Consider the following 21334-nt stretch of genomic DNA (forward strand, 5'->3'; position numbering starts at 1 on the left):
AGATAATTGTAGCACCTACAAACGCAAGAGCTAGCTTAATTAGTGCAAGTTTTTTTTAGCTTTAAGTAAAAATACTCTCCACCAATTAATCCTAGTCCTAAACAGTAGAAAAACGCCTTAGACTGACTTAAACCGTCTTTTCTATATTTATGCATTTTATCCTTAAAAAATTTTTAAAAATTTATTAATTATTTTTTTTGGAATATTATATAATTTGCATGTATTTTTATAAAAAATTAAAAATACAAATCTATAACCAAAGAAAATTATTTAGGTAAAAGTTCCTGGCAGAACAATCCACCTATTATTTATTATAATATATTCTAAGGAAATACCTTAGGATGTATTATGAATAAATTATTAATCGTAAAAGAATTATCTTTTGATAATAACCTCAAAGTAAAAATCTTTAAAAATAAAAAAGATGCTAGTTTATTTCTAGCCTCTTTTTTAGTGTCTTTATTAGAAAAAAGTCCCCAATTTAATCTAGGCCTAGCCACCGGTGATAGCCCGCTTGATTTATATAGTTTTTTTGCTCAAAAGGCAAAAGAAAAAAATTTAGTTTTATCAAAAATTCAAACTTTTAATTTAGATGAGTATCTAAATTTAGATGAAACTAGCAAAAAATCATATAGATACTTTATGAATGAAAATTTATTTTCTAAAGTAGGAATAGATAAATCACAAACGCATTTCCCTTTAGAAAATAATTATGACAGCTATGATGAATTGATAGATAAAAAAGGTGGAATAGATTTTCAGCTTCTAGGAATTGGAACCAATGGCCACATAGGCTTCAACGAGCCTGGAACTCCGCTAGAGTCTAAAACTTCTATAGTAGATTTAGCACAATCTACAATAGATTCTAACGCTAAATTTTTTGCAAATAAAGATTTAGTGCCAAGGCAGGCTTATTCAATGGGTCTTAGCACTATTTTAAAAGCTAAAGAAATCGCTTTAATTGCTTTTGGTAGCTCTAAATGCGATCCCATTAAAAAACTGCTTAAATTAAAAGATTTTGACACTTCTCTACCAGCTTCGGCACTATTAAAGCATAATAAAGTTACACTATATCTAGATTTAGAGGCAGCTTGTGATTTGTTATAAAAATTTATTAATAGCAACCCATAAAGAAAGCTTTATCGGTTATGTTGTATTAAGTAACAGTGGAATAATAAAAAGCGTTAATAAAGGTAAATGCAATATTAAAGATGCGCTTGATTATAGCGGCCATATATTAATGCCAAGTTTTATTGATTCACATACCCATGGAGGATATGATTTTTCTTTTAACGATTTAAAAGAAAAAAATATTCAAGATAAATTAAATAAATACCTAGCAGAAATCAAAAAAGAAGGTGTTGGCCATGTTTTTGCAACTACTGTAACTGCTAGCTATAGCGATATTAAAAAAATAGCTAGCTATTTCACAGAAAAATATCCAAAAGAATTTCTAGCTTGATATTTAGAAGGGCCTTATATTTCAAAAGAAAAAAATGGCGCTCATGATGAAAACTTAATTAAAAATTTATCAACTAAAGAAGCACAGTTTTTTAGCGAGGTATCAAAATTTATTCCTGTGTATTTAGCACTAGCGCCAGAATACAGCCAAAATAAAAAAATGCTGAATCAGTATCACGATCAGATAAACTTTGCGCTAGGGCATTCTAATGATAATAATTTCGATAGCAAATATTTAAAAGATAATAAATATAAAAGAGTTATTCATTTTTTAAATGCAATGTCAGGCTTTCACCAAAGAAATAAAAGTTTAGTTAATAGCGTTTTAGAAGATACTAATAGAAATTATTTAATTGAAATAATTTCTGATTTAACTCATGTTAGAAGTCAAACGCTAAATTTTTTATATCAAAGCTTTGATGATAGTAATATAGTTTTGGTATCAGATTCACTTCCTAATAAAGGTTCTAAAAATGGAATTTATAAACTTAATAATTTAGAAGTAGAAAAAAAAGACTATCTTTTTTATCTTAAAGATAGCTCTACTCTAGCAGGAAGCGGCATGCCTTATAATTTAATTCTTAAAAATTTTTATAAGGCAACAAAATGCTCTTTTAGCGAGCTAGTTAAATTTTCTTCATATAACGTAGCTAAAAGCCTTAAAAGCAAAACCTTAGGTAGAATAAAAATTAATACAAAAGCAAATTTTGTATTAATTGATAAAGATTTTAATGTTAAGCTTCACTACTTTGATGGTGAAAAAGCTAAGCTAGATTAAATTTTTGTTTTAAAAAATATGTAGCGCCGATTATTCCGGCGTTATTTTTATAACTAGCTTTAGAAAAGCTAATTTTATATGGAGAATCATCTTGCATTGAAATAAAGATATCTTTAGCTTTGTCAAATAAAAAATCATCTACAAAGCTAAATGCTCCACCGATATATACGTGATCTACGTTTAAAATTATAGCTATCACAAAGCTTCAATAAGCAAGCTTAGATGCGTAGTTGTTAAATAAGACTTTAAAGTTTTGATTTTCTTTATATAACTTTGGATAATATACGCTTGGAGTTTTAGATTTAATTTTAAATTTTTGCGATATTTTTTTATTAAATCTAGAAAAAGAAAGCCCTTCATTGATTTTTTCTTTTTGGTTTTTAAAAGCTAAATTATTTCCTATTTCTCCGCCAAGAAAGTTTTTTCCTTGGAAAATCTCTCCGTTATAAACTATTCCAGCGCCTAGGCCAGTTCCTAGGGTGATAGATACGAAGCTATCGTGTTTTTTAGAAACTAACTCTGAAAGCGCGGCAGCATTTGCGTCATTGATCATTGCGATTTTAGTATTGGTATTTCTAGCTACTATATTAAAGTCAAAGCCGGTTCAAATTCTATAGTCGCTATTGGTATAGGTTATTTTGTTACTGTTGCTATCAACTACTCCTGCTGATGATATTGCTACGTAGTCAAAATCGTAGCTTTTTTTGGCCTCTAGAATTAGCTTTTCAACCTGAAAGATCATTTTTTCTTTTTTGGTTTTAACGCTAGATGAAAATAAAATATCGTATTTGAAATCTATAATTCCATATTTAATAGAAGTGCCCCCGATATCAAGGGCAAAAATCACTTTAGCACTCATTACTAAAATTATAATAAAATATTATTGTATAGCATTAAATTCAGGAGATAAAATGATTTACGATAAACTTGAAAATATTTCAAGGTATCAAAATTTAAACAAAAATTTTGATAAAGCAATCAAGTGACTTTCGAATTTAGATTTAAATCATCTACCAGAAGGAGTTTTTGAAATCGATGGTAAAAAAGTCTATGGCTTTCACGTTGATGTTGAAGGCTATGATGATTTAAACAAACAATACGAAGTTCACCAAGTATATGCAGACTTGCATATAGTAGTAGATGAAAGAGAAAAATTCTACTATCTCTACGAAAGTGAGTTAACTCACAAAAAAAACGATTATAGCCAGGAAAACGATGTTCAATTATTTGAACTGCCAAATGAAAGAAATCTTTTAGCGCCTACAAAGCATGAATTTCTTTTATTTTTACCTAAAGAAGGACATGTTCCTAAATATATCTCTTCTAGAGATAAATTTAAAAAATTTGTATTAAAAATTCAATGATAATGAAAAATTTTAATGCCAAATTTATAGTTTCTTGTCAAGCACTTGAAAACGAGCCAATGTATGGAAAAACTACTGTATTAAAAATGGCTAGAAGTGCCATGCAAGGTGGAGCGCAAGGAATTAGAACCAGTCAAGTTTCTAATATTAACTTGATCCTTAAAGAAAACTTTAAAGTTCCAGTTATTGGAATTATTAAGAAAGACTATCCCGATTCAGAAGTTTTTATCACCCCAACATTAACCGAACTTAAAAAGCTTATTAAAACCAAAGTTGATATTATCGCTTTGGATGCTACATTAAGAGAGCGTCCAAAGCAGGATTTAAAGTTTTTAGTGGAATATTTCAAAAAAAATAAAGCTAAAAATCAAAAGCTAATGGCCGATTGTGCGACCCTTGAAGAAATGCAAAATGCAATATCTCTAGGCTTTGACATTATTAGCTCAACTCTAAGAGGCTACACACAAGAAACCAAAAATAAAAGTAATACTGAAAAAGGTTTTACTTTCTTAAAAAAAGCCATAAAGCTAGCTCACGATAATAATAAAATCTTTATTGCCGAAGGCGGCTTTAACACTCCCGAGCTAGCTAGAAAAGCGCTTTTATTAAATAGTGATGCGGTGGTGGTAGGTTCTGCTATTACCAGGCCACAATTTATAACAAAACAATTTAAGGACATAATTTTTAAAGATGCATAACTTTGATAAATTTAAGGGATTATTTCCCGCAATGGTTACCCCATTTACCAAAGATGGTAAATTACATAAAGCTGGAGTTAAAGAAGTTGTTAATTTTTTAGTTGAAAAACAAAAAGTTGATGGAATTTATATCACCGGATCTACCGGAGAATTTTTACTACTATCATTTGAAGATAAAAAAGAAGTAATGAAACTAGTTGCAGAAGCCAACGCTGGTAGAGTGACACTAGTAGCTCAAATTGGAAGTTTAAATATTGAAGAAACCAAAGAACTAGCTAAGCTAGCCAAAGAACTAAAATACGACGCTATTTCAGCTATTACTCCATATTACTACAACTTTTCATTTAATGAAACTCATCATTACTATGAAGAAATTTCTAAGGCAGCTGATATTCCTATACTAATTTACTACCTTCCTCAATTAGCTGGACAAAAAGTATCTACCGATCAATTTGGAAAGCTTCTTGAAATTAAAAACGTAATTGGTTCAAAATATGGAGCAACCGATTTATTTACTTTTGAAAGACTTATGTCTAAATACCCAGATAAACTTTTCATGTTCGCTTGAGATGAAGCTCTAGCGATGGGGCTAACCATGGGAGCTAAAGGATTTATCGGATCTACATATAACGTTAATGCTAAAGGCGCTAATGCAATCATTAAAGCATGAGAAGCTAATGACAAGGAAGCTGTAATGAAATTAACTCATACATATAACGATTATGTGCTAGATTTAATTTCAAAAGGATTAATGCAATCACTTAAAGCTATTATGCGTCTTCATGGAGTAGATGCAGGTTACACTAGAAAACCATTCTGAAGATACTAAGATGAAGAAATTAAAAAACACGCAGAATTTATCACCGATAAATATCTAAAATAATAAAATTCATAATTAAAAATCACCAAATTCTGGTGATTTTTAATTAGCTTATTTTGCTTTTGATTAACTAACCACAAAGACTCTAAGTCTTTTTAGGTTGATGTCTCTTCCTTTTTGAGGGTTATTTACCTCGTAGAAAGTTAATACGTCAAAGTAGTTATCATTTTCGTTAAAAGTTACTGTAGTTGAATAACCATATGAACCTCTATTTATGGTGTAAATTGGTTCAATGGTTGTAGGATTATTTATATCAACTAGATAAATTTTTCCGCCACCATTATCATTAGCTGAGAAAATTAATTTCTCTCCTAGTGCTTTAATGTTAAAGATAGTAGATCCAATAAATTGTTTTGTAAAAATTCCTCTTTTATCGTTAAAGATTACTTTTCAGTTTTTTCCACCGTCTTCTGATTTAATAAGTGTGAAAACTCTTCCATCAGATCTTCTGGCAAGTCATCATAAATTACCTTTACTATCTTCACTTATAGATGATTCAGAAGCTCCAGGAGGAAGAAGTTTAAATGGATAATCTGCAAGTTCATATCAGGTTTTTCCACCATCTTTAGTTGCCATTAATTTAGGACGTTCCTGCCTTGTTTTGCTAGCAAGATAGAATGGGAAAACTGCTATAACATCTCCATTTGAATTACGTTGATGATTAAGTTGAATTCCGTTTCCAACACCATTTATGTATCATCTTTGATCTTTTCTATTTAAAAATGGAGATACGTTTCTTAAATTAGTTCAGGTTTTTCCGCCATCGATACTTTCAACTTGGAAAGTTCATAAAATGTTATCAAAGTAGTATCTAGAATTTGCAAAGTAAACATTTTTTTGCATTATATTACCAGTAAAGTAATATGGTAATCTTTGATCTCAAATTGAGTATTTTGATATATATTTTGAAATTGCTGATGATCTTGAATTTCTACCAGGCTCACCGAAAGTGCTAAAGATATTACTTGGAACGTTATCGTAGACATTTCCAGTTATAGTTCCGTTTTTCAATGAGTTATCAATTATTATATTAGCTTCGTCAAGCTCGGTTCTATCATCAATATCTTTTCATTGAACACCAGAACTATTTTTAACTTTAAATACTTTAAATCAGTTACTATCACCATCGACTGTAATAGGTTTTGCTACAAATTTTTGATTTAGATTTTCTTTATCAATAAATAGCATTCACTTATTGTTATTTACTAGCCCTGAAGTATTTCCATCATCTCTAATGGTTCTTTCATGGAAAACTGTATGTAAGTAACTAGAAACTCCAAAAACATATAAAAGTTTATGCTTGTTAATGCTTTTATCAAATACCTCTAACATGGTTCCGTCAATTACTTGACCTTTATTTGCACCATCTTTGGTATTTTTAGCTGAAATTCTAACAATAGTTTGAGGATTTGATCAGGTTTTTCCACCATCTTCAGATACTCTCATGTCTTGTTCTAGATGCCCACGATCATCTTTATTGTTAACCCTTTTATCAGCGTTAAAAATTAGTTTATTATCATGAGTTTTTATAACTCCAGGTATTCTTCAAGTATTTACATCTTTTGTATAGTAGACGAATTTATCACCTGGAGGAGACATATTAAAGAATAAATATTTTCCGTTAACAAGCGGACTTTTATTAAATCAAAGGTCGGTATAAAATACTTCTACAGTTCTATCGACGGTATTTGCAATAGTTACTTTAATTGGAGCTTTATTTTGCTTAAAGCTTTGTAGGTATTTTCTTTGGCTTTCAGATGATGCTTTAGTAAAGGTATCTAAATTAGGTTTAGATATAACAACTTTATATTTATCATCGTAGGTCATTCTAGTTAAGTAACCGCTTGATATTAAGTTGCTGTTATCTAAAAATGATTCAACGTCGTCAAAAATTCGTGCTGTTTTATTAATGTAGTATCCTAGTTTAAAGTCTTGCCCTTTAACTACTAAATCATCAGGAACGTTATAGAATTGATCTAAAGTTTCAATACTGGTTGAAAAGTTTTGAACCTCTTCAAGGTTTTTAAAAATTTCTTTTGATTGAAGTTTTTTAAAGTCAATGTCATCAACATCACTGTATAAACTTGAAATTGAATTTATTTCTTTTAGTCTTAGATTTAATTTTCCATTTAAGCTAAATGAATATAAGTTTCCGTAAAATACGTCATTAGCTACCGGTATTTGTCATGTAATTTTATAATCCATTACATATGATGTGGTAGTGAATTTAACAGGATTGCTTAGCGTAACTACAGCTCCGGTATATAAATTTAGCGGAACGTTATTTTTATCAAAAAAAGTTAAATTAAGCTTATCTTGAAGCTCTGATAGTGAAATATTATCTGCATTATTTAAAAAGCTTTCAAGATCTTCTCTAGTTTGAAATTCGCTAGTGAATTCTTTAGTGTTATTTTCAGGTTTAATTGAAAATGTTGTCACGTTAGGATCGAATAATTTAACTTGTGAGTTTTTAAATTCTAGTTTAAATAGTTTAACTGCATCTTGATATTTTTTAGCTACTTTAACATTAGGTTTTACTGAAGCTTGAACATAAACTCAACCAGTAATGTAATTAACTCCTGCTAGTTTTAAATTTAAATCATCAATTGAATATTGTTTGTTGTTAAAAAATGCATTAACAAACTCTGGAAGGTTATCACTATTTATCTCTGAGATAAATCTTGAACCATTTAAATCATCTTTAATATTAATTTCAAGATCCTCTTCTATATTAAGAGGAGCTCAAATTCATTTTAATGAAAGCGGAATTAAAGAAGAACTTATAATTGTTAAGTTTCCGACTAAAAATGTAAAGGTAAATCAAAATCTCTTTTTAAATTGCGATTTTTTTTGTTGATCTTTTTGAGCTTTAGTTTTTTTCATTGTAATGACTTTTCTTAAGATGATTTGCTATTTAAACAAAAAACTGACATATAAATTTATATACATTTAATTATATATTAATAATTATAAGCTTTTTAGTAAAAATCTATTTACTTTTAGTTTTGAAAAATACAAAAAAACAACAAACTAAATTCAAAAGAAAAAAAGTTTGTTATTTTTTTGATTTTTAATTATAAAGAAACGAAGTATTCTAAAACTCTAACTAATTGCGATACGTATGACATTTCGTTATCGTATCATGCGAATAGTTTGTATAATCTTCCGTCTTTTGATTCAACAAAGTTTGTTAGTTTTGAATCAAAAACTGATCCGTAGTGAGAGTTAACGATATCTGATGATACTATTTCATCGGTTTCAAATTTAAATGATTCATTAGCAGCTTTTTTAAAGGCAGCGTTAAGCTCTTCTACAGAAGGAGATTTTTCAAGTCTAACGCTTAAATCTACTAAAGATCCAGTTAAGGTTGGAACTCTAATAGCAATACCATCTAAAACGTTAGATGCTTGAGGAACTACAAGGCCAATTGCTTTTGCAGCTCCAGTTGAAGTAGGAACGATATTTTCAGCAGCAGCACGCGCTCTTCTTAAATCTTTATGTGGAGCATCTTGAAGTTTTTGATCAGCAGTATATGAGTGAACGGTTGTCATATATCCTGATTTTAGACCGAATTCTTCAACTAAAACTTTTACCACAGGCGCAAGGCAGTTTGTAGTACATGATGCAGCAGAAATCACGGTATCACTACTTTTTAGAGTTTTATGGTTTACGTTATAAACCACAGTAGGAAGATCGCTTCCTGCTGGCGCTGAAATTAAAACTTTTTTAGCTCCGGCTTCTAAATGCTTAGATGCAAGGTCTTTCTTAGTGAAAAATCCAGTTGATTCAACTACTAAATCTACTCCTAGATCTTTTCATGGTAAATTTGATGGATCTTTTTCAGCAAAAACTTTAATTTCTTTTCCATTAACTCATAGTGAGCTATCTTTTTCTTCTACTGAAAATTGTAATTTTTTGAAAGCTGTATCGTATTTTAGCAGGTGAGCTAGAGTTTTAGCATCAGTTAAATCATTAACTGCTACCACTTCTACTTTGTCTGTAAGGCTTGTTTCTAGCATTCTACGTAATACTAGACGACCAATTCTACCAAAACCATTAATAGCTATTTTCTTTTTCATATTATCCTTAAAACATTAAATATTTGAATAAATTTTATTTACCGTAATTATAAAACAAAAAAGCCAAAAATAGTTGGCTTTTTTGTAAAACATTTTAGGGCGTGTTTTTGGTTTTATTATTATAAACTTTAAGTTGTTGTTTGTGGGCTTGTATTTGAAGCTGATGAATCTTGAGTAGGAGTCGAAGCTGAAGTAGCAGTAAATACTGTTAGAGGCTTAACAAATTTAGTTAATGGAATTCTAATTAAGAAAGTATTTAATCATCTATTGTTTGCAACTCCAATAACTGGTAAATATACTGCCTCGCTGTCATCTTTCATTTGTTGCACAAATACAGCATTAGGATTATTAAGGTTTGCGATTTTTAATGCTTTATTTTCTACTCTAGCTCAAGTAACACCATTTTTTTGATCACTTACTGGATTAGCTGGATACTTAGGATCAAAGGTATTTACATATTTTTGAATTGCTTGGAAAAATAGTGATGCAGTTCTTTGGTCGCTTGTAACTAAGTCTTTGAATTTAGTGTTAAGGTCATCTGTTACATTTGATGTTCCGTTTGTAGTTGTATTATCAACTTTTCCAACCTCAGGCAAGGTAGCGTCTAAAACAATCGCTGGTCCTGTATAGTTTAGGTAAACGTTAACATCTTTAATGGTTTTAGCATGGTCAGCTGTATTTGCGCCACTTGGCGCTGCTGAAGATGAAGCTCCTTGAATTGGGAATAAAATTTCATTTGTATTATTTGAATTGTAAACTACTCTAATTTTTAGTGCAATAGTATTTGTAGAATTTTTTGCTTTTTCATAGCCTTCTTTAGCGGCAAGGTTGAAAGTAACGGTTGGAACTCCTCAGGTTTGACGGTTTCATGTAAATGTTTCTAAAGTAACATTAGGTTGTGATAAAACAACGTTTTTAAATTTCTCACTTCCTAGTTTTTTAACAAGTTGATCTTCTAGATTGCTTCAATTTGCTTTAGTATTAAATCATGTTTGAAGTTTTGATTTATTATCATTTACATTTGTTCAACGTGAATCAAAACCTTCAAGCACTATTTTAGGCATAAACCCGTCTCAGTATAGCGCTAACATTTTGGGGCATGTTTTTGGTTTTATTATTATTATTATTATTATTATTATTATTGAGTTGTACTTGGTGGTGTTTGTTCTGTAGATCCAGATGAATCTGAATTACTATATCCAGCTGGTTGTAATCTTGCTTCTTGAGTTTGACTTCCTCCAGTAGCTTCTTCTGCAGGAGGAGTTACTACTGGTGCTGTAAATACGCTTATAGGTCTTACAAATTTAGTTAAAGGAATTCTAATTAAGAAAGTATTTAATCAACCTTGGCTAGTTACACCGTTAACTGCAAAATATACTGCGCTTGAGTCTCCATTAACTTGTTGTAAGAATCCTTTGTTATTGTATAGGAAATCGTTTAAACTTCCTATTCTAAGTTGTGTGCCGCTTTGAACGCTAGTTAAAGCAACTCCGTTTGTATTTAATACAAATGAAGCTGGAAATTTAGGGTCAAATTTGTTAACGTAGTTAATTATTGCTTGTAATAATGAAGTTTGAGTGAAACTCCTCCCTACTACGTTTACTAATAAGTTTTTGAATTTAGTGTTAAAGTCACCTGTTACATTTGAGGTTCCGTTAATTGAAGTATTAGGTGTAGCTCCTACTGTAGGATGGGCTTCATCTAAAACAATAGAAGGTCCGGTGTAGTTCATATAAACGTTTACGTCTCTAATTACTGCGGCATTATTAGATGGCGTTGAACCAGCTGGCGCTGCTGAAGATGAAGCTCCTTGCATTTGTAAAACGTTTGCATTAGGTGATTGAGTTGTATATAAAACTCTTATAACCATTGTAAGACTTTGTGAAAATTCACTTCCGCTTTGCAATTCATAACCTTCTTTTTGGGTTACATCAAAGGTAACTTTAGGTCTATATTGGTTGCTATTTACTATGTCTCAATCTACTCGTGGATTGGTTAGTTTAACGTTTTTAAATTTCTCACTTCCTAGTTTTTTAACAAGTTGATCTTCTAGATTGCTTCAATTTGCTTTAGTATTAAATCATGTTTGAAGTTTTGATTTATTATCTTCTACATTTGTTTGCGATGCATCAAAATCATTTAGCACTATTTTAGGCATAAACCCGTCTCAGTATAGTGTACGACCGTCAACTGGTTTGTAGTATGCTGTCTTATTAGTTGTAGTATCACCATTTAGTGCTGCAGTTTGCGCTTTAAGATCTGTATCTAAGGTTTTTAGATAAGAAACTGTTGATGCTAAATCAGCTGTTGGAGCTGTTTGAGCTTCTGATGATTCTGAATCTTCTGCTGCTTCTTCTGTTCCTGTTGCAAGTCTAACTGTAGCTGATGCTGCGGCTGATGTTCCGCCTCCACTTACATCTTCGCTTCCACTTTCTGCTGGAGCTGGAGCTATTACGAAGTTTTGTAGTTTAAATTCTGATTTGTCTCTAGCTTTGGTTCAAGCTCTAGGGTTTGGAAGTTGACCTTCAGGAGTTTCTACAATAATTGATTGAGCTGTTCATTGGAATGCTGGAAACACTGATGAAGCTTTTAGTAAAGCTGCATCGAAATCTGCTTTGTTATCTGCATCGTAGTATTTTTGTGGATAATCCACTTGCATTTTTAGACCATCTGATACTAAAGTTTGAAGAGATTCTAATGATTCTTTTAACGATGTTAGGTTAGCTAACATTGTTGTAGCTTCAGTTGCGTGATCTTTAGTTAAAGCATCAACTTGTTTTTCTAGTTCAGTTTTTAAAGCTATATTAACAAGAGATTCAAGTTCTGTAACTTTAGCTGCAGCGCTAGTTTTTGTTTTTTGGAAGTCAAGTTCTGGTTTAACTGCATCAACTGCTGCATCTAGAGCTGTTTTTGCAGATTCTAATGTAGCTTTTGTTGTGTCTAAATTACTTGAAGCATCTAGATTTTTAAGTTTTGTTTCACCTTCTAGTAATGCTGTTGCTGCTGTTGTTAATTTTGCTTCTAAATCAGTTCTAAGATCTTGGCTTACATTTGTGTATTGTTCTTCAGCTTGAAGTGTTTTAGCAGCAGTAACCGATCCGCTGGTTTCTAAGCTAAATTTTGACTCAAAAATAAAACCTAATTAGTTAATTTAAATTGGTTTATGTAATTTAGGTAAACGTTAACATTTTTAATAGCGGTTGCTGGATTTTCTACACTTGCAGTACTTGGCGCTGCAACAGGAGAAGCTCCTTGAATAGTAAGTAGGTTTTGTGTTGAGGATTCACTTGGTATAAAACTCTTATTTTTAACTCTAAGGTAGTTGATGTTCCAGCTCCACTTGCTAATTGGTAACCAGGTTTTGCCTCTACTGTGAAGGTAACTTTTGGATTTTTTCAAGTATATTTACCAACAGTTACTTTTTCATAGCTAACTGTTGGGGCAGTTAAAACTACATTTTTAAATTTATCAGCTCCCAATTTCTTAGTAAGCTGGTCTTCTAGTCCTGCTCAGTTAGCTGAGTTGGTAAATCAAGCTTCTAGTTTTTTTTGATTTGTTTTATTTGCTTCTTCGTGAGCTGCTTCATTATCACCGGTAGTATCTGCTACGTAACCATCTACAACTATTTTAGGCATAAACCCGTCTCAGTATAGTGTACGAGTAGTATCAGCTTTATAGTAAGCTGTTTTATTTTCGGTTGTATCACCATTTAACTTATCGGTTTCAGCTTTTAAAGTGTCATTTAATGATTTTAAGTAAGAAACTGTTGATGCTAAATCAGCTGTTGGAGCTGTTTGAGCTTCTGATGATTCTGAATCTTCTGCTGCTTCTTCTGTTCCTGTTGCAAGTCTAACTGTAGCTGATGCTGCGGCTGATGTTCCGCCTCCACTTCCATCTCCGCTTTCACTTTCTGTTGGTGTTGGAGTAGCTGCTTGAGCTGGAGCCATTACAAAGTTTTGTAGTTTGAATTCTGATTTGTCTCTAGCTTTGGTTCAAGCTCTAGGGTTTGGAAGTTGACCTTCAGGAGTTTCTACAATAATTGATTGAGCTGTTCATTGGAATGCTGGAAACACTGATGAAGCTTTTAGTAAAGCTGCATCGAAATCTGCTTTGTTATCTGCATCGAAATCTGCTTTGTTATCTGCATCGTAGTATTTTTGTGGATAATCCACTTGCATTTTTAGACCATCTGATACTAAAGTTTGAAGAGATTCTAATGATTCTTTTAATGATTTTAATTCTGAATCTAATTTATCAGCTTTACTTTGATCATTTTTAGGTAAATCATTTGCTTGTTTTCGAAGCTCAGCAAGAAGCGCTTCATTTACAAGAGGTCCTAATTCTGAAGCTGTTTTAACAGCGCTAGCTTTAGTTTTAGCAAAAGTAAGCTCTGGCATAAGTGCGCTAACTGCTGCATCTAGAGCTGTTTTTGCAGATTTTAGATCACTTTGAGTAGTTGCTAAAGTTCCATCAGCATTTAGATTTGCAAGTTTTGAATCTTCTGTTAGAAAACCAGCTGCTGCTGTTAATTTTGCTTCTAAAGTAGTTTTAAGAGTATCTGTTACTTTTGAGTATTCAGCATCTTCTTTAACTGCTTTAGCTTTAGTAACCGATCCGCTTATAAACTGCAAAAAAATTAAGTTAAAAATAAAACTAAATTTATTTTTTAAACTTAATTAAATGTCGGTGTAGTTTAAATACACATTAACTTTTTTAATTGTGGTTGCATTATCACTAGGAGTTGCAGTATGATAAGCTCCCTGAGTTGCAAATACATTTGTATCTGAATTAGCTTCTTTGTATAGATTTCTAATAGTTAGTGTAACTTTTTCAGAAGAATCACTTGCTTTTTCATAGCCTTCTTTAGGAGTAAGGTAAAAGTTACTTTTGGTGTTAAATAACGTCTATTAGAAAATTCAACTTCATCTCAAGTAATTCTAGGATTTGATAAAGTCATATTCTTGAATTTTTCTTCACCTAATTTTTTTGTTAGCTGCTCTGCTACAAGGCTTAATTTATCTTGGTTTTGATTAAATCATGTAGTTAATATTAATGCGTTTCTTGTTTTTCAAAATTCAATCCGCTAGTTGAAAATTCATTATATTCTCTATTCATTGGCGCAACAGTAGTAGGTAGAGCTGTAGTTACAATTTTAGGCATAAACCCGTCTCAGTATAGCGCTAACATTTTGGGGCATGTTTTTGGTTTTATTATTGGCTTTGTCCTGTTGTTTGTGCTGGTTGTGAAGTTTCAGTTTGTCCGCCTTGAGATTGAGCTGAAGCTGCTGGTGCTCTAAATGGTGTAATAGGTCTTACGAATTTAGTTAATGGAATTCTAATTAGGAAGGTGTTTAATCATCTATCATTTGTAACTGCAGTAACTGCAAAATACACTGCTTCTTTATCACCTTTTATTTGTTGTAAGAATATCTTTTTATTGTATAGTAAATCGTTTAAATTTCCTATTCTAAGTTCTTTTTCGCTTTTATAGCAACTCCGTTTTTTTCTGTTACAAGTTGAGCTCTAAATTTAGGGTCAAATTTATTAACATAGTTTATAACTGTGCTAAGAAATTCTCTTGGCATTAGATTATTGATTAATAGTTCTTTGAATTTATCGTTAATTGAAGTTCCGTTAATTGAAGTATTATCTTGAGATCCTACTGTAGGATGGGCTTCATCTAAAACAATGCTTGGCCCGGTGTAGTTCATATAAACGTTTACGTCTCTAATTACTGCGGCATTATTAGATGGCGTTGAACCAGCTGGCGCTGCTGAAGATGAAGCTCCTTGCATTTGTAAAACGTTTGCATTAGGTGATTGAGTTGTATATAAAACTCTTATAACCATTGTAAGACTTTGTGAAAATTCACTTCCGCTTTGCAATTCATAACCTTTTTTTTGGGTTACATCAAAGGTAACTTTAGGTATATATTGGTTGCTATTTACTATGTCTCAATCTACTTGTGGATTGGTTAGTTTAACGTTTTTAAATTTATCAGCACCTAGTTTTTTGGTTAACTGCTCTGAAAGTTTTTCTCAATTAGCAGGAGTATCAAATCAAGTTCTTAGTTTTTCTATATTTGCAGCTTAGTGTTCTGCTCTATTGTTTCCGGCAGTATCTGCTACGTAACCTTCAACTACAATTTTAGGCATAAACCCGTCTCAAAATTTAATTAACATTTTAGGGCATGTTTTTGGTTTTATTATTATAAACTTTAAGTTGTTGTTTGTGGGTTTGTATTTGAAGCTGATGAATCTTGAGTAGGAGCCGAAGCTGGAGGAGCAGTAAATACTGTTAAAGGCTTAACAAATTTTGTTAATGGAATTCTAATTAAGAAGGTATTTAATCATCCATTGCTTGCTATTGCAGAAACTGCAAAGTATACTGCTTCAGTATCACCTTTTATTTGTTGCAAGAATACGTTGTTACCGTTTAAATCGTCTAAAGTTCCTGGTCTAAGCTCTCTTGTGTTTTGAACTTTAGTTATAGTAACTCCGTTTATTGAATTTGTTACAAATTCAGCTCTATATTTTGGATCGAATTTATTAACATAGTTAATTACAGATTGCAATAAAGGATTTGCATATCTATTAGTAAATAGCAGTCCACTAGTTGGATTTCCTCTAAATGCATTGTTAAATGCACCATCTACATTTGATGTTCCATTTAGTGAAGTATTTTCTTGAGATCCTACTTTAGGAAGCTCTGCATTTAACTCAATATTTGGCCCGGTGTAGTTTAGGTAAACGTTAACATCTTTAATAGTTTGAGCATGGTTTGCACTATTTGCACCATTTGGCGTTGCTGAAGGTGATGACCCTTGAGTTTGAAACACATTTACTTCAGGATTTGAATCTTTGTATAAAACTCTTATAGTAAGAGTTACGCTAGTAACTGAATCTTGTGCTAAAGCATATCCTTCCTTAGCTGCTAGATTGAAAGTAACTTTTGGGGTTAAATAAAGTTTAGTAACATTTCCTTTAGAAAATCTAACTTCATCTCAAGAAATTGTAGGATTTGATAAAGTCATATTCTTGAATTTTTCTTCACCTAATTTTTTTGTAAGCTGATCTGCTATAAGACTTAGTTTATCTTGGTTTTGATTAAATCATGTAGTTAATATTAATGCGTTTCTTGTTTTTCAAAATTCATATCCGCTAGTTGGAGATTCATTATATTCTCTATTCATTGGCGCAACAGTAGTAGGTAGAGCTGTAGTTACAATTTTCGGCATAAACCCGTCTCAGTATAGCGCTAACATTTTGGGGCATGTTTTTGGTTTTATTATTAGCTTTGTGCTTCTGGTTGAGTTTGTGCACCTGTTCCAGAATCTGTTTGAGTAGGAGCCGAAGCTGGAGGAGCAGTAAATGCTGTTAAAGGTCTTACAAATTTAGTTAAAGGTATTCTAATTAAGAAGGTATTTAATCAACCTTCGCTGGTTACACCGTTAACTGCAAAATATACTGCGCTTGAGTCTCCATTAACTTGTTGTAAAAACACTTTCTTATTGTATAGTAAATCGTTTAAATTTCCTATTCTAAGTTCTTTTTTGCTTTGAACACTAGTTATAGCAACTCCGTTTGTATCTGTTACAAGTTGAGCTCTAAATTTAGGGTCAAATTTATTAACATAGTTTATAACTGTGCTAAGAAATTCTCTTGGCACTCGATTATTATCGACTAATAGTTCTTTGAATTTATCGTTAAAGGTTCCTTCAACATTTGAAGTACCATTAATTGAAGTATTTTCTTTTCCACCTACTGTTGGTAGATCTGCATCTAAGACAATATTTGGCCCGGTGTAGTTCATATAAACGTTAACTTTAGCTTTTACTTTAGCATCATCAACTGATGAACCACTTGGCGCTGCAGTAGGAGAAGCTCCTTGAATAGTAAGTAGGTTTTGGTTAGATTCCTGAGATGAATAAAGAACTCTAATAGAAAGTGAAATTTGACTTTCTTCTGTTGTAGGCTCTGTTAACTGGTAACCCGGTTTTGTTTGAATGTTAAAGGTAACTTTTGGATTTTTTCAAGTATTTGAATTAACAGTTACTTCTTCATAGCTAACTTGAGGATTTGTTAGAGTTACATTTTTAAATTTATCAGAACCTAATTTTCTTGTTAATTGGTCAGCTACTAAAGTAAATTTGTCTTGATTTGCTTTAAATCAAGCTTCTAGTTTTTGTTGATTTGTATTTTTGTTATTTTCCTTATTATTTTCTTCAGTATCTTCTACGTAACCATCATCTACAACTATTTTAGGCATAAACCCGTCTCAGTATATTAGTAACATTTTGAGGCATGTTTTTGGTTTTATTATTATTAAGTTGTACTTGGTGGTGTTTGTTCTGTAGATCCAGATGAATCTGAATTACTATATCCAGCTGGTTGTAATCTTGCTTCTTGAGTTTGACTTCCTCCAGTAGCTTCTTCTGCAGGAGGAGTTACTACTGGTGCTGTAAATACGCTTAAAGGTTTAACAAATTTAGTTAAAGGAATTCTAATTAAGAAAGTATTTAATCATCCATTGCTTGCTATTGCAGTTACTGCAAAATACACTGCTTTTGTATCATTTTTCATTTGTTGTAAGAATACGTTGTTCCTATTTTTTAGTAAATCGTCTAAAGTTCCAGGTCTTAGCTCTTTTATTTTTTCAACTTTAGTTACAGTAACTCCGTTTATATCTGTTACAAGTTGAGCTCTAAATTTAGGGTCAAATTTATTAACATAGTTAATTATTGCTTGGAATAATGAAGATTCAGCCTTATATCTTATTAATAATTTATTGAATTTATTATTAAAGTCATCTGTTACATTTGAAGTTCCATTTAGTGAAGTATTTTCTTGTTCGCCTACTCTTGGTAGATCTGCATCTAATTCAATATTTGACCCGGTGTAGTTTAAGTAAACATTAACTTTTTCAATTGTGGTTGCATCATTTGCCTGTGATGCATTATTAGGAGTTGTTGAAGATGAAGCTCCCTGAGTTGCAAATACATTTGTATCTGAATTAGCTTCTTTGTATAGATTTCTAATAGTTAATGTAACTGTTTCAGAAGAATCACTTGCTTTTTTATAGTCTTCTTTAGGAGTTAAGTTAAAAGTTACTTTTGGGGTTAAATAACCTTTATTAGAAACTTTATTAGAAAATTTAACTTCATCTCAAGAAATTTCAGGATTTGATAAAGTCATATTCTTGAATTTTTCTTCACCTAATTTTTTTGTTAGCTGCTCTGCTACAAGGCTTAATTTATCTTGGTTAACTTTAAATCACTGTTCTAGTAATGGTCTATTTGCAGCTTCGTGTTGTGCTCTATTGTTTTCGGCATTATTTGCTACGTCGTAACCATCTGCTACGTAATCATCTATAACTATTTTAGGCATAAACCCGTCTCAGTATATTAGTAACATTTTGGGGCATGTTTTTGGTTTTATTATTATGAACCTTGATTACTTTGAGTTTGAGCAGTTCCTTGTTGTTGAGTATCGCTAGAAGGGCTTGTAGGAGTTGTAGGTCTGAATTCTGTTAAAGGTTTAACAAATTTAGTTAAAGGAATTCTAATTAGGAAGGTATTTAATCATCTATTGCTTGCTACAGCTGTTACTGCAAAATATACTGCTTCAGTATCTCCTTGGATTTGCTGTAAGAATACGTTGTTCTTATTTAAATCGTCTAAAGTTCCAGGTCTAAGTTGTGTGTCACTTTGAACTTTAGTTATAGTAACTCCGTCTCTTGAATTTGTTACAAATTCAGCTCTATATTTTGGATCGAATTTATTTACATAGTTAATTACCGCTTGGAATAATGAAGATTCAGCGTGACCCCCCTTTACTACGTTTACTAATAATTTTTTGAATTTAGTGTTAAAGTCACCTATAACATTTGATGTTCCATTTAGTGAAGTATTATTTGCAGTACCAACTGCAGGAACTGCTTGATCTAAAACTATAGAAGGCCCGGTGTAGTTAAGATACACATTAACGTTTTTTATAACCTCAGCATTATTTGGTGTCATTGTATTTTTTGGCGCTGCAGTAGGAGAAGCTCCTTGAATAGTAAGTAGGTTTTGGTTAGATTCCTGAGATAAATAAAGAACTCTAATAGAAAGTGAAATTTGACTTTCTTCTGTTGTAGGCTCTGTTAACTGGTAACCCGGTTTTGTTTGAATGTTAAAGGTAACTTTTGGATTTTTTCAAGTATTTGAATTAACAGTTACTTCTTCATAGCTAACTTGAGGATTTGTTAGAGTTACATTTTTAAATTTATCAGAACCTAATTTTCTTGTTAATTGGTCAGCTACTAAAGTAAATTTGTCTTGATTTGCTTTAAATCAAGCTTCTAGTTTTTGTTGATTTGTATTTTTGTTATTTTCCTTATTATTTTCTTCAGTATCTTCTACGTAACCATCATCTACAACTATTTTAGGCATAAACCCGTCTCAGTATAGTGTACGAGTGGTATCAGCTTTATAGTAAGCTGTTTTATTTTCGGTTGTATCACCATTTAACTTATCGGTTTCAGCTTTTAAGCTGTCACTTAATGATTTTAGATAAGATGCTGTTGATGCTAAATCAGCTGCTGGTGTTGGTGTTTGAGTTTCTGGTGAAGCTGCTTCTGAATCTTCTTCTTGTGCGCCTTCTGCTTCTCCTGACATTACAACTCTAACTGTAGCTGATGCTGCTGCGCTAGGTGAAGTTTGCACTGTTGTTGGAGCAGCTGCTTGAGCTGGTTAGTTTTTATGTTTTTTAGATAAATATTAAATTTGAAAAATTTCAAAAATATAAACCATCTTTGTACGCAAATTATATTTTTGCATCTATTTGTATATATTTTTAAATCCCTTGAGCAATAACTTTAAAAATTTAAATATTTTGGGGCATGTTTTTGGTTTTATTATTAGCTTTGTCCTGTTGTTTATGCTGGTTGTGAAGTTTCAGTTTGTCCGCCTTGAGGTTGAGCTGGAGCTGCTGGTGCAAATGGAGCTAGAGGTTTAACAAATTTAGTTAATGGAATTCTAATTAAGAAGGTATTTAATCAATTATTGCTTGCTATTGCAGTTACTGCAAAATACACCGCCTCTGTATCACCTTTTATTTGTTGTAAGAATACGATGTTCTTATTGTTTAGTAAATCGTCTAAAGTTCCAGGTCTAAGTTGTGTGTCACTTTGAACTTTAGTTATAGTAACTCCGTCTCTTGAATTTGTTACAAATATAGCTCTATATTTTGGATCGAATTTATTTACATAGTTAATTACCGCTTGGAATAATGAAGATTCAGCGTGACCCCCCCTTTACTACGTTTACTAATAATTTTTTGAATTTAGTGTTAAAGTCACCATCTACATTTGAGGTTCCGTTAATTGAAGTATTAGGTGTAGCTCCTACTGCAGGAACTGCTTGATCTAAAACTATAGAAGGCCCGGTGTAGTTTAGGTAAACATTAACATTTTTAATAGCGGTTGCATTATCACTAGGAGTTGCAGTATAATAAGCTCCCTGAGTTGCAAATACATTTGTATCTGGATTAGCTTCTTTGTATAGATTTCTAATAGTTAGTGTAACTGTTTCAGAAGAACCTGTTGCTTTTTCATAGCCTTCTTTAGCTGCTAGATTGAAAGTAACTTTTGGGGTTAAATAAAATCTATTAGAAAATTTAACTTCATCTCAAGAAATTTCAGGATTTGATAAAATCATATTCTTGAATTTTTCTTTTCCTAATTTTCTTGTTAATTGGTCAGCTACTAAAGTAAATTTGTCTTGATTTGCTGCAAATCAAGCTTTTAGTTTTTCTTGATTTGTAGTTTTGTTAGCTTCTTTATTATCTTTAGTAGTATCTGCTACGTAACCATCATCTACAACTATTTTAGGCATAAACCCGTCTCAGTATAGTGTACGAGTAGTATCAGCTTTATATAAGCTGTTTTATTTTCGGTTGTATCACCATTTAACTTATCGGTTTCAGCTTTTAAGCTGTCACTTAATGATTTTAGATAAGAAACTGTTGATGCTAAATCAGCCATTGGAGCTGCTGGTGTTTGAGTTTCTGCTTCTGCTGCAGCTTCTTCTGACAT

The 21334-nt window shown here is 31.6% G+C and carries 20 protein-coding genes and 1 pseudogene; 5 read left to right on the top strand and 16 right to left on the bottom strand.

Features of this window, described 5'->3' with window-relative positions:
• Positions 1-348: 348 nt before the first annotated feature.
• Complete coding sequence (locus VY93_RS01115) at positions 349-1107, top strand: glucosamine-6-phosphate deaminase (RefSeq protein WP_020002899.1); 759 nt, start codon at positions 349-351, stop codon at positions 1105-1107.
• Positions 1094-2239 carry an amidohydrolase family protein gene (locus tag VY93_RS01120; protein WP_020002900.1) on the top strand — a complete coding sequence of 382 codons (1146 nt, stop codon included), beginning with the start codon at positions 1094-1096 and terminating at the stop codon, positions 2237-2239. Before VY93_RS01115 ends, VY93_RS01120 begins: the two co-directional genes overlap by 14 nt.
• Here VY93_RS01120 and VY93_RS01125 read toward each other — a convergent pair.
• Positions 2226-3098 (bottom strand): ROK family protein, encoded by an 873-nt coding sequence (locus VY93_RS01125; RefSeq protein WP_020002901.1) that lies wholly within the window; start codon positions 3096-3098, stop codon positions 2226-2228. The genes VY93_RS01120 and VY93_RS01125 overlap by 14 nt on opposite strands.
• 52 nt (positions 3099-3150) lie before the next feature.
• Between VY93_RS01125 and VY93_RS01130 the strand changes: the two genes are divergently transcribed.
• From VY93_RS01130 to VY93_RS01140, 3 genes are read left to right on the top strand one after another with little or no spacing between them, the layout of a single operon-like run.
• On the top strand, positions 3151-3606 hold the full coding sequence (locus tag VY93_RS01130; protein WP_020002902.1) for a YhcH/YjgK/YiaL family protein: 456 nt from the start codon (positions 3151-3153) through the stop codon (positions 3604-3606).
• Positions 3606-4301, top strand: a complete 696-nt coding sequence (locus VY93_RS01135; RefSeq protein WP_026365169.1) for an N-acetylmannosamine-6-phosphate 2-epimerase — start codon at positions 3606-3608, stop codon at positions 4299-4301. Before VY93_RS01130 ends, VY93_RS01135 begins: the two co-directional genes overlap by 1 nt.
• Positions 4294-5130 (top strand): N-acetylneuraminate lyase, encoded by an 837-nt coding sequence (locus tag VY93_RS01140; RefSeq protein WP_046128311.1) that lies wholly within the window; start codon positions 4294-4296, stop codon positions 5128-5130. The genes VY93_RS01135 and VY93_RS01140 overlap by 8 nt, the downstream gene beginning before the upstream one ends.
• A 117-nt stretch (positions 5131-5247) precedes the next feature.
• Here the strand turns inward: VY93_RS01140 and VY93_RS01145 are convergent, their stop codons facing one another.
• From VY93_RS01145 to VY93_RS04650, 15 genes and pseudogenes are all read right to left on the bottom strand, one after another.
• On the bottom strand, positions 5248-8064 hold the full coding sequence (locus VY93_RS01145; protein ID WP_020002904.1) for a sialidase family protein: 2817 nt from the start codon (positions 8062-8064) through the stop codon (positions 5248-5250).
• A gap of 191 nt (positions 8065-8255) precedes the next feature.
• Complete coding sequence (gap, locus tag VY93_RS01150) at positions 8256-9260, bottom strand: type I glyceraldehyde-3-phosphate dehydrogenase (RefSeq protein WP_011283362.1); 1005 nt, start codon at positions 9258-9260, stop codon at positions 8256-8258.
• Positions 9261-9388: 128 nt separating this feature from the next.
• Positions 9389-10351 (bottom strand): hemagglutinin, encoded by a 963-nt coding sequence (locus VY93_RS01155; RefSeq protein ID WP_220094918.1) that lies wholly within the window; start codon positions 10349-10351, stop codon positions 9389-9391.
• Positions 10352-10398: 47 nt separating this feature from the next.
• A complete protein-coding gene (locus VY93_RS01160) occupies positions 10399-12372 on the bottom strand; it encodes a lipoprotein (protein WP_046128312.1) in 1974 nt (657 codons plus the stop codon).
• A gap of 53 nt (positions 12373-12425) precedes the next feature.
• Positions 12426-13936: pseudogene (locus VY93_RS04075) on the bottom strand (hypothetical protein); the annotation flags it as partial.
• Positions 13937-14309: 373 nt separating this feature from the next.
• A complete protein-coding gene (locus VY93_RS04340) occupies positions 14310-14447 on the bottom strand; it encodes a hypothetical protein (RefSeq protein WP_223211470.1) in 138 nt (45 codons plus the stop codon).
• Between the two features lie 23 nt (positions 14448-14470).
• Positions 14471-14653, bottom strand: coding sequence for a hypothetical protein (locus tag VY93_RS04460; protein WP_027332510.1), 183 nt, complete (start codon positions 14651-14653; stop codon positions 14471-14473).
• A 68-nt stretch (positions 14654-14721) separates the two neighbouring features.
• A complete protein-coding gene (locus tag VY93_RS04465) occupies positions 14722-15144 on the bottom strand; it encodes a hypothetical protein (RefSeq protein WP_046128313.1) in 423 nt (140 codons plus the stop codon).
• A 332-nt stretch (positions 15145-15476) separates the two neighbouring features.
• A complete protein-coding gene (locus tag VY93_RS04255) occupies positions 15477-16523 on the bottom strand; it encodes a hypothetical protein (RefSeq protein WP_318023957.1) in 1047 nt (348 codons plus the stop codon).
• A gap of 26 nt (positions 16524-16549) precedes the next feature.
• Positions 16550-17554: a hemagglutinin gene (locus VY93_RS04290; RefSeq protein ID WP_117274811.1), complete on the bottom strand. Its 1005-nt coding sequence runs from the start codon at positions 17552-17554 to the stop codon at positions 16550-16552.
• 29 nt (positions 17555-17583) lie between these two features.
• Complete coding sequence (locus tag VY93_RS01190) at positions 17584-18672, bottom strand: hemagglutinin (RefSeq protein ID WP_082071164.1); 1089 nt, start codon at positions 18670-18672, stop codon at positions 17584-17586.
• Positions 18673-18698: 26 nt separating this feature from the next.
• Positions 18699-19964: a hypothetical protein gene (locus tag VY93_RS01195; protein ID WP_052717789.1), complete on the bottom strand. Its 1266-nt coding sequence runs from the start codon at positions 19962-19964 to the stop codon at positions 18699-18701.
• Positions 19965-20176: 212 nt separating this feature from the next.
• Positions 20177-20335 (bottom strand): hypothetical protein, encoded by a 159-nt coding sequence (locus tag VY93_RS04640; RefSeq protein WP_309299856.1) that lies wholly within the window; start codon positions 20333-20335, stop codon positions 20177-20179.
• Positions 20336-20510: 175 nt separating this feature from the next.
• Complete coding sequence (locus VY93_RS04645) at positions 20511-21134, bottom strand: hypothetical protein (protein WP_027332507.1); 624 nt, start codon at positions 21132-21134, stop codon at positions 20511-20513.
• Complete coding sequence (locus VY93_RS04650; RefSeq protein ID WP_027332508.1) at positions 21122-21334, bottom strand: hypothetical protein; 213 nt, start codon at positions 21332-21334, stop codon at positions 21122-21124. The genes VY93_RS04645 and VY93_RS04650 overlap by 13 nt, the downstream gene beginning before the upstream one ends.

Origin of the sequence: Mycoplasmopsis synoviae ATCC 25204 (assembly GCF_000969765.1) — a bacterium.
In the GTDB taxonomy this organism is placed as follows: domain Bacteria; phylum Bacillota_I; class Bacilli_A; order Mycoplasmatales; family Metamycoplasmataceae; genus Mycoplasmopsis; species Mycoplasmopsis synoviae.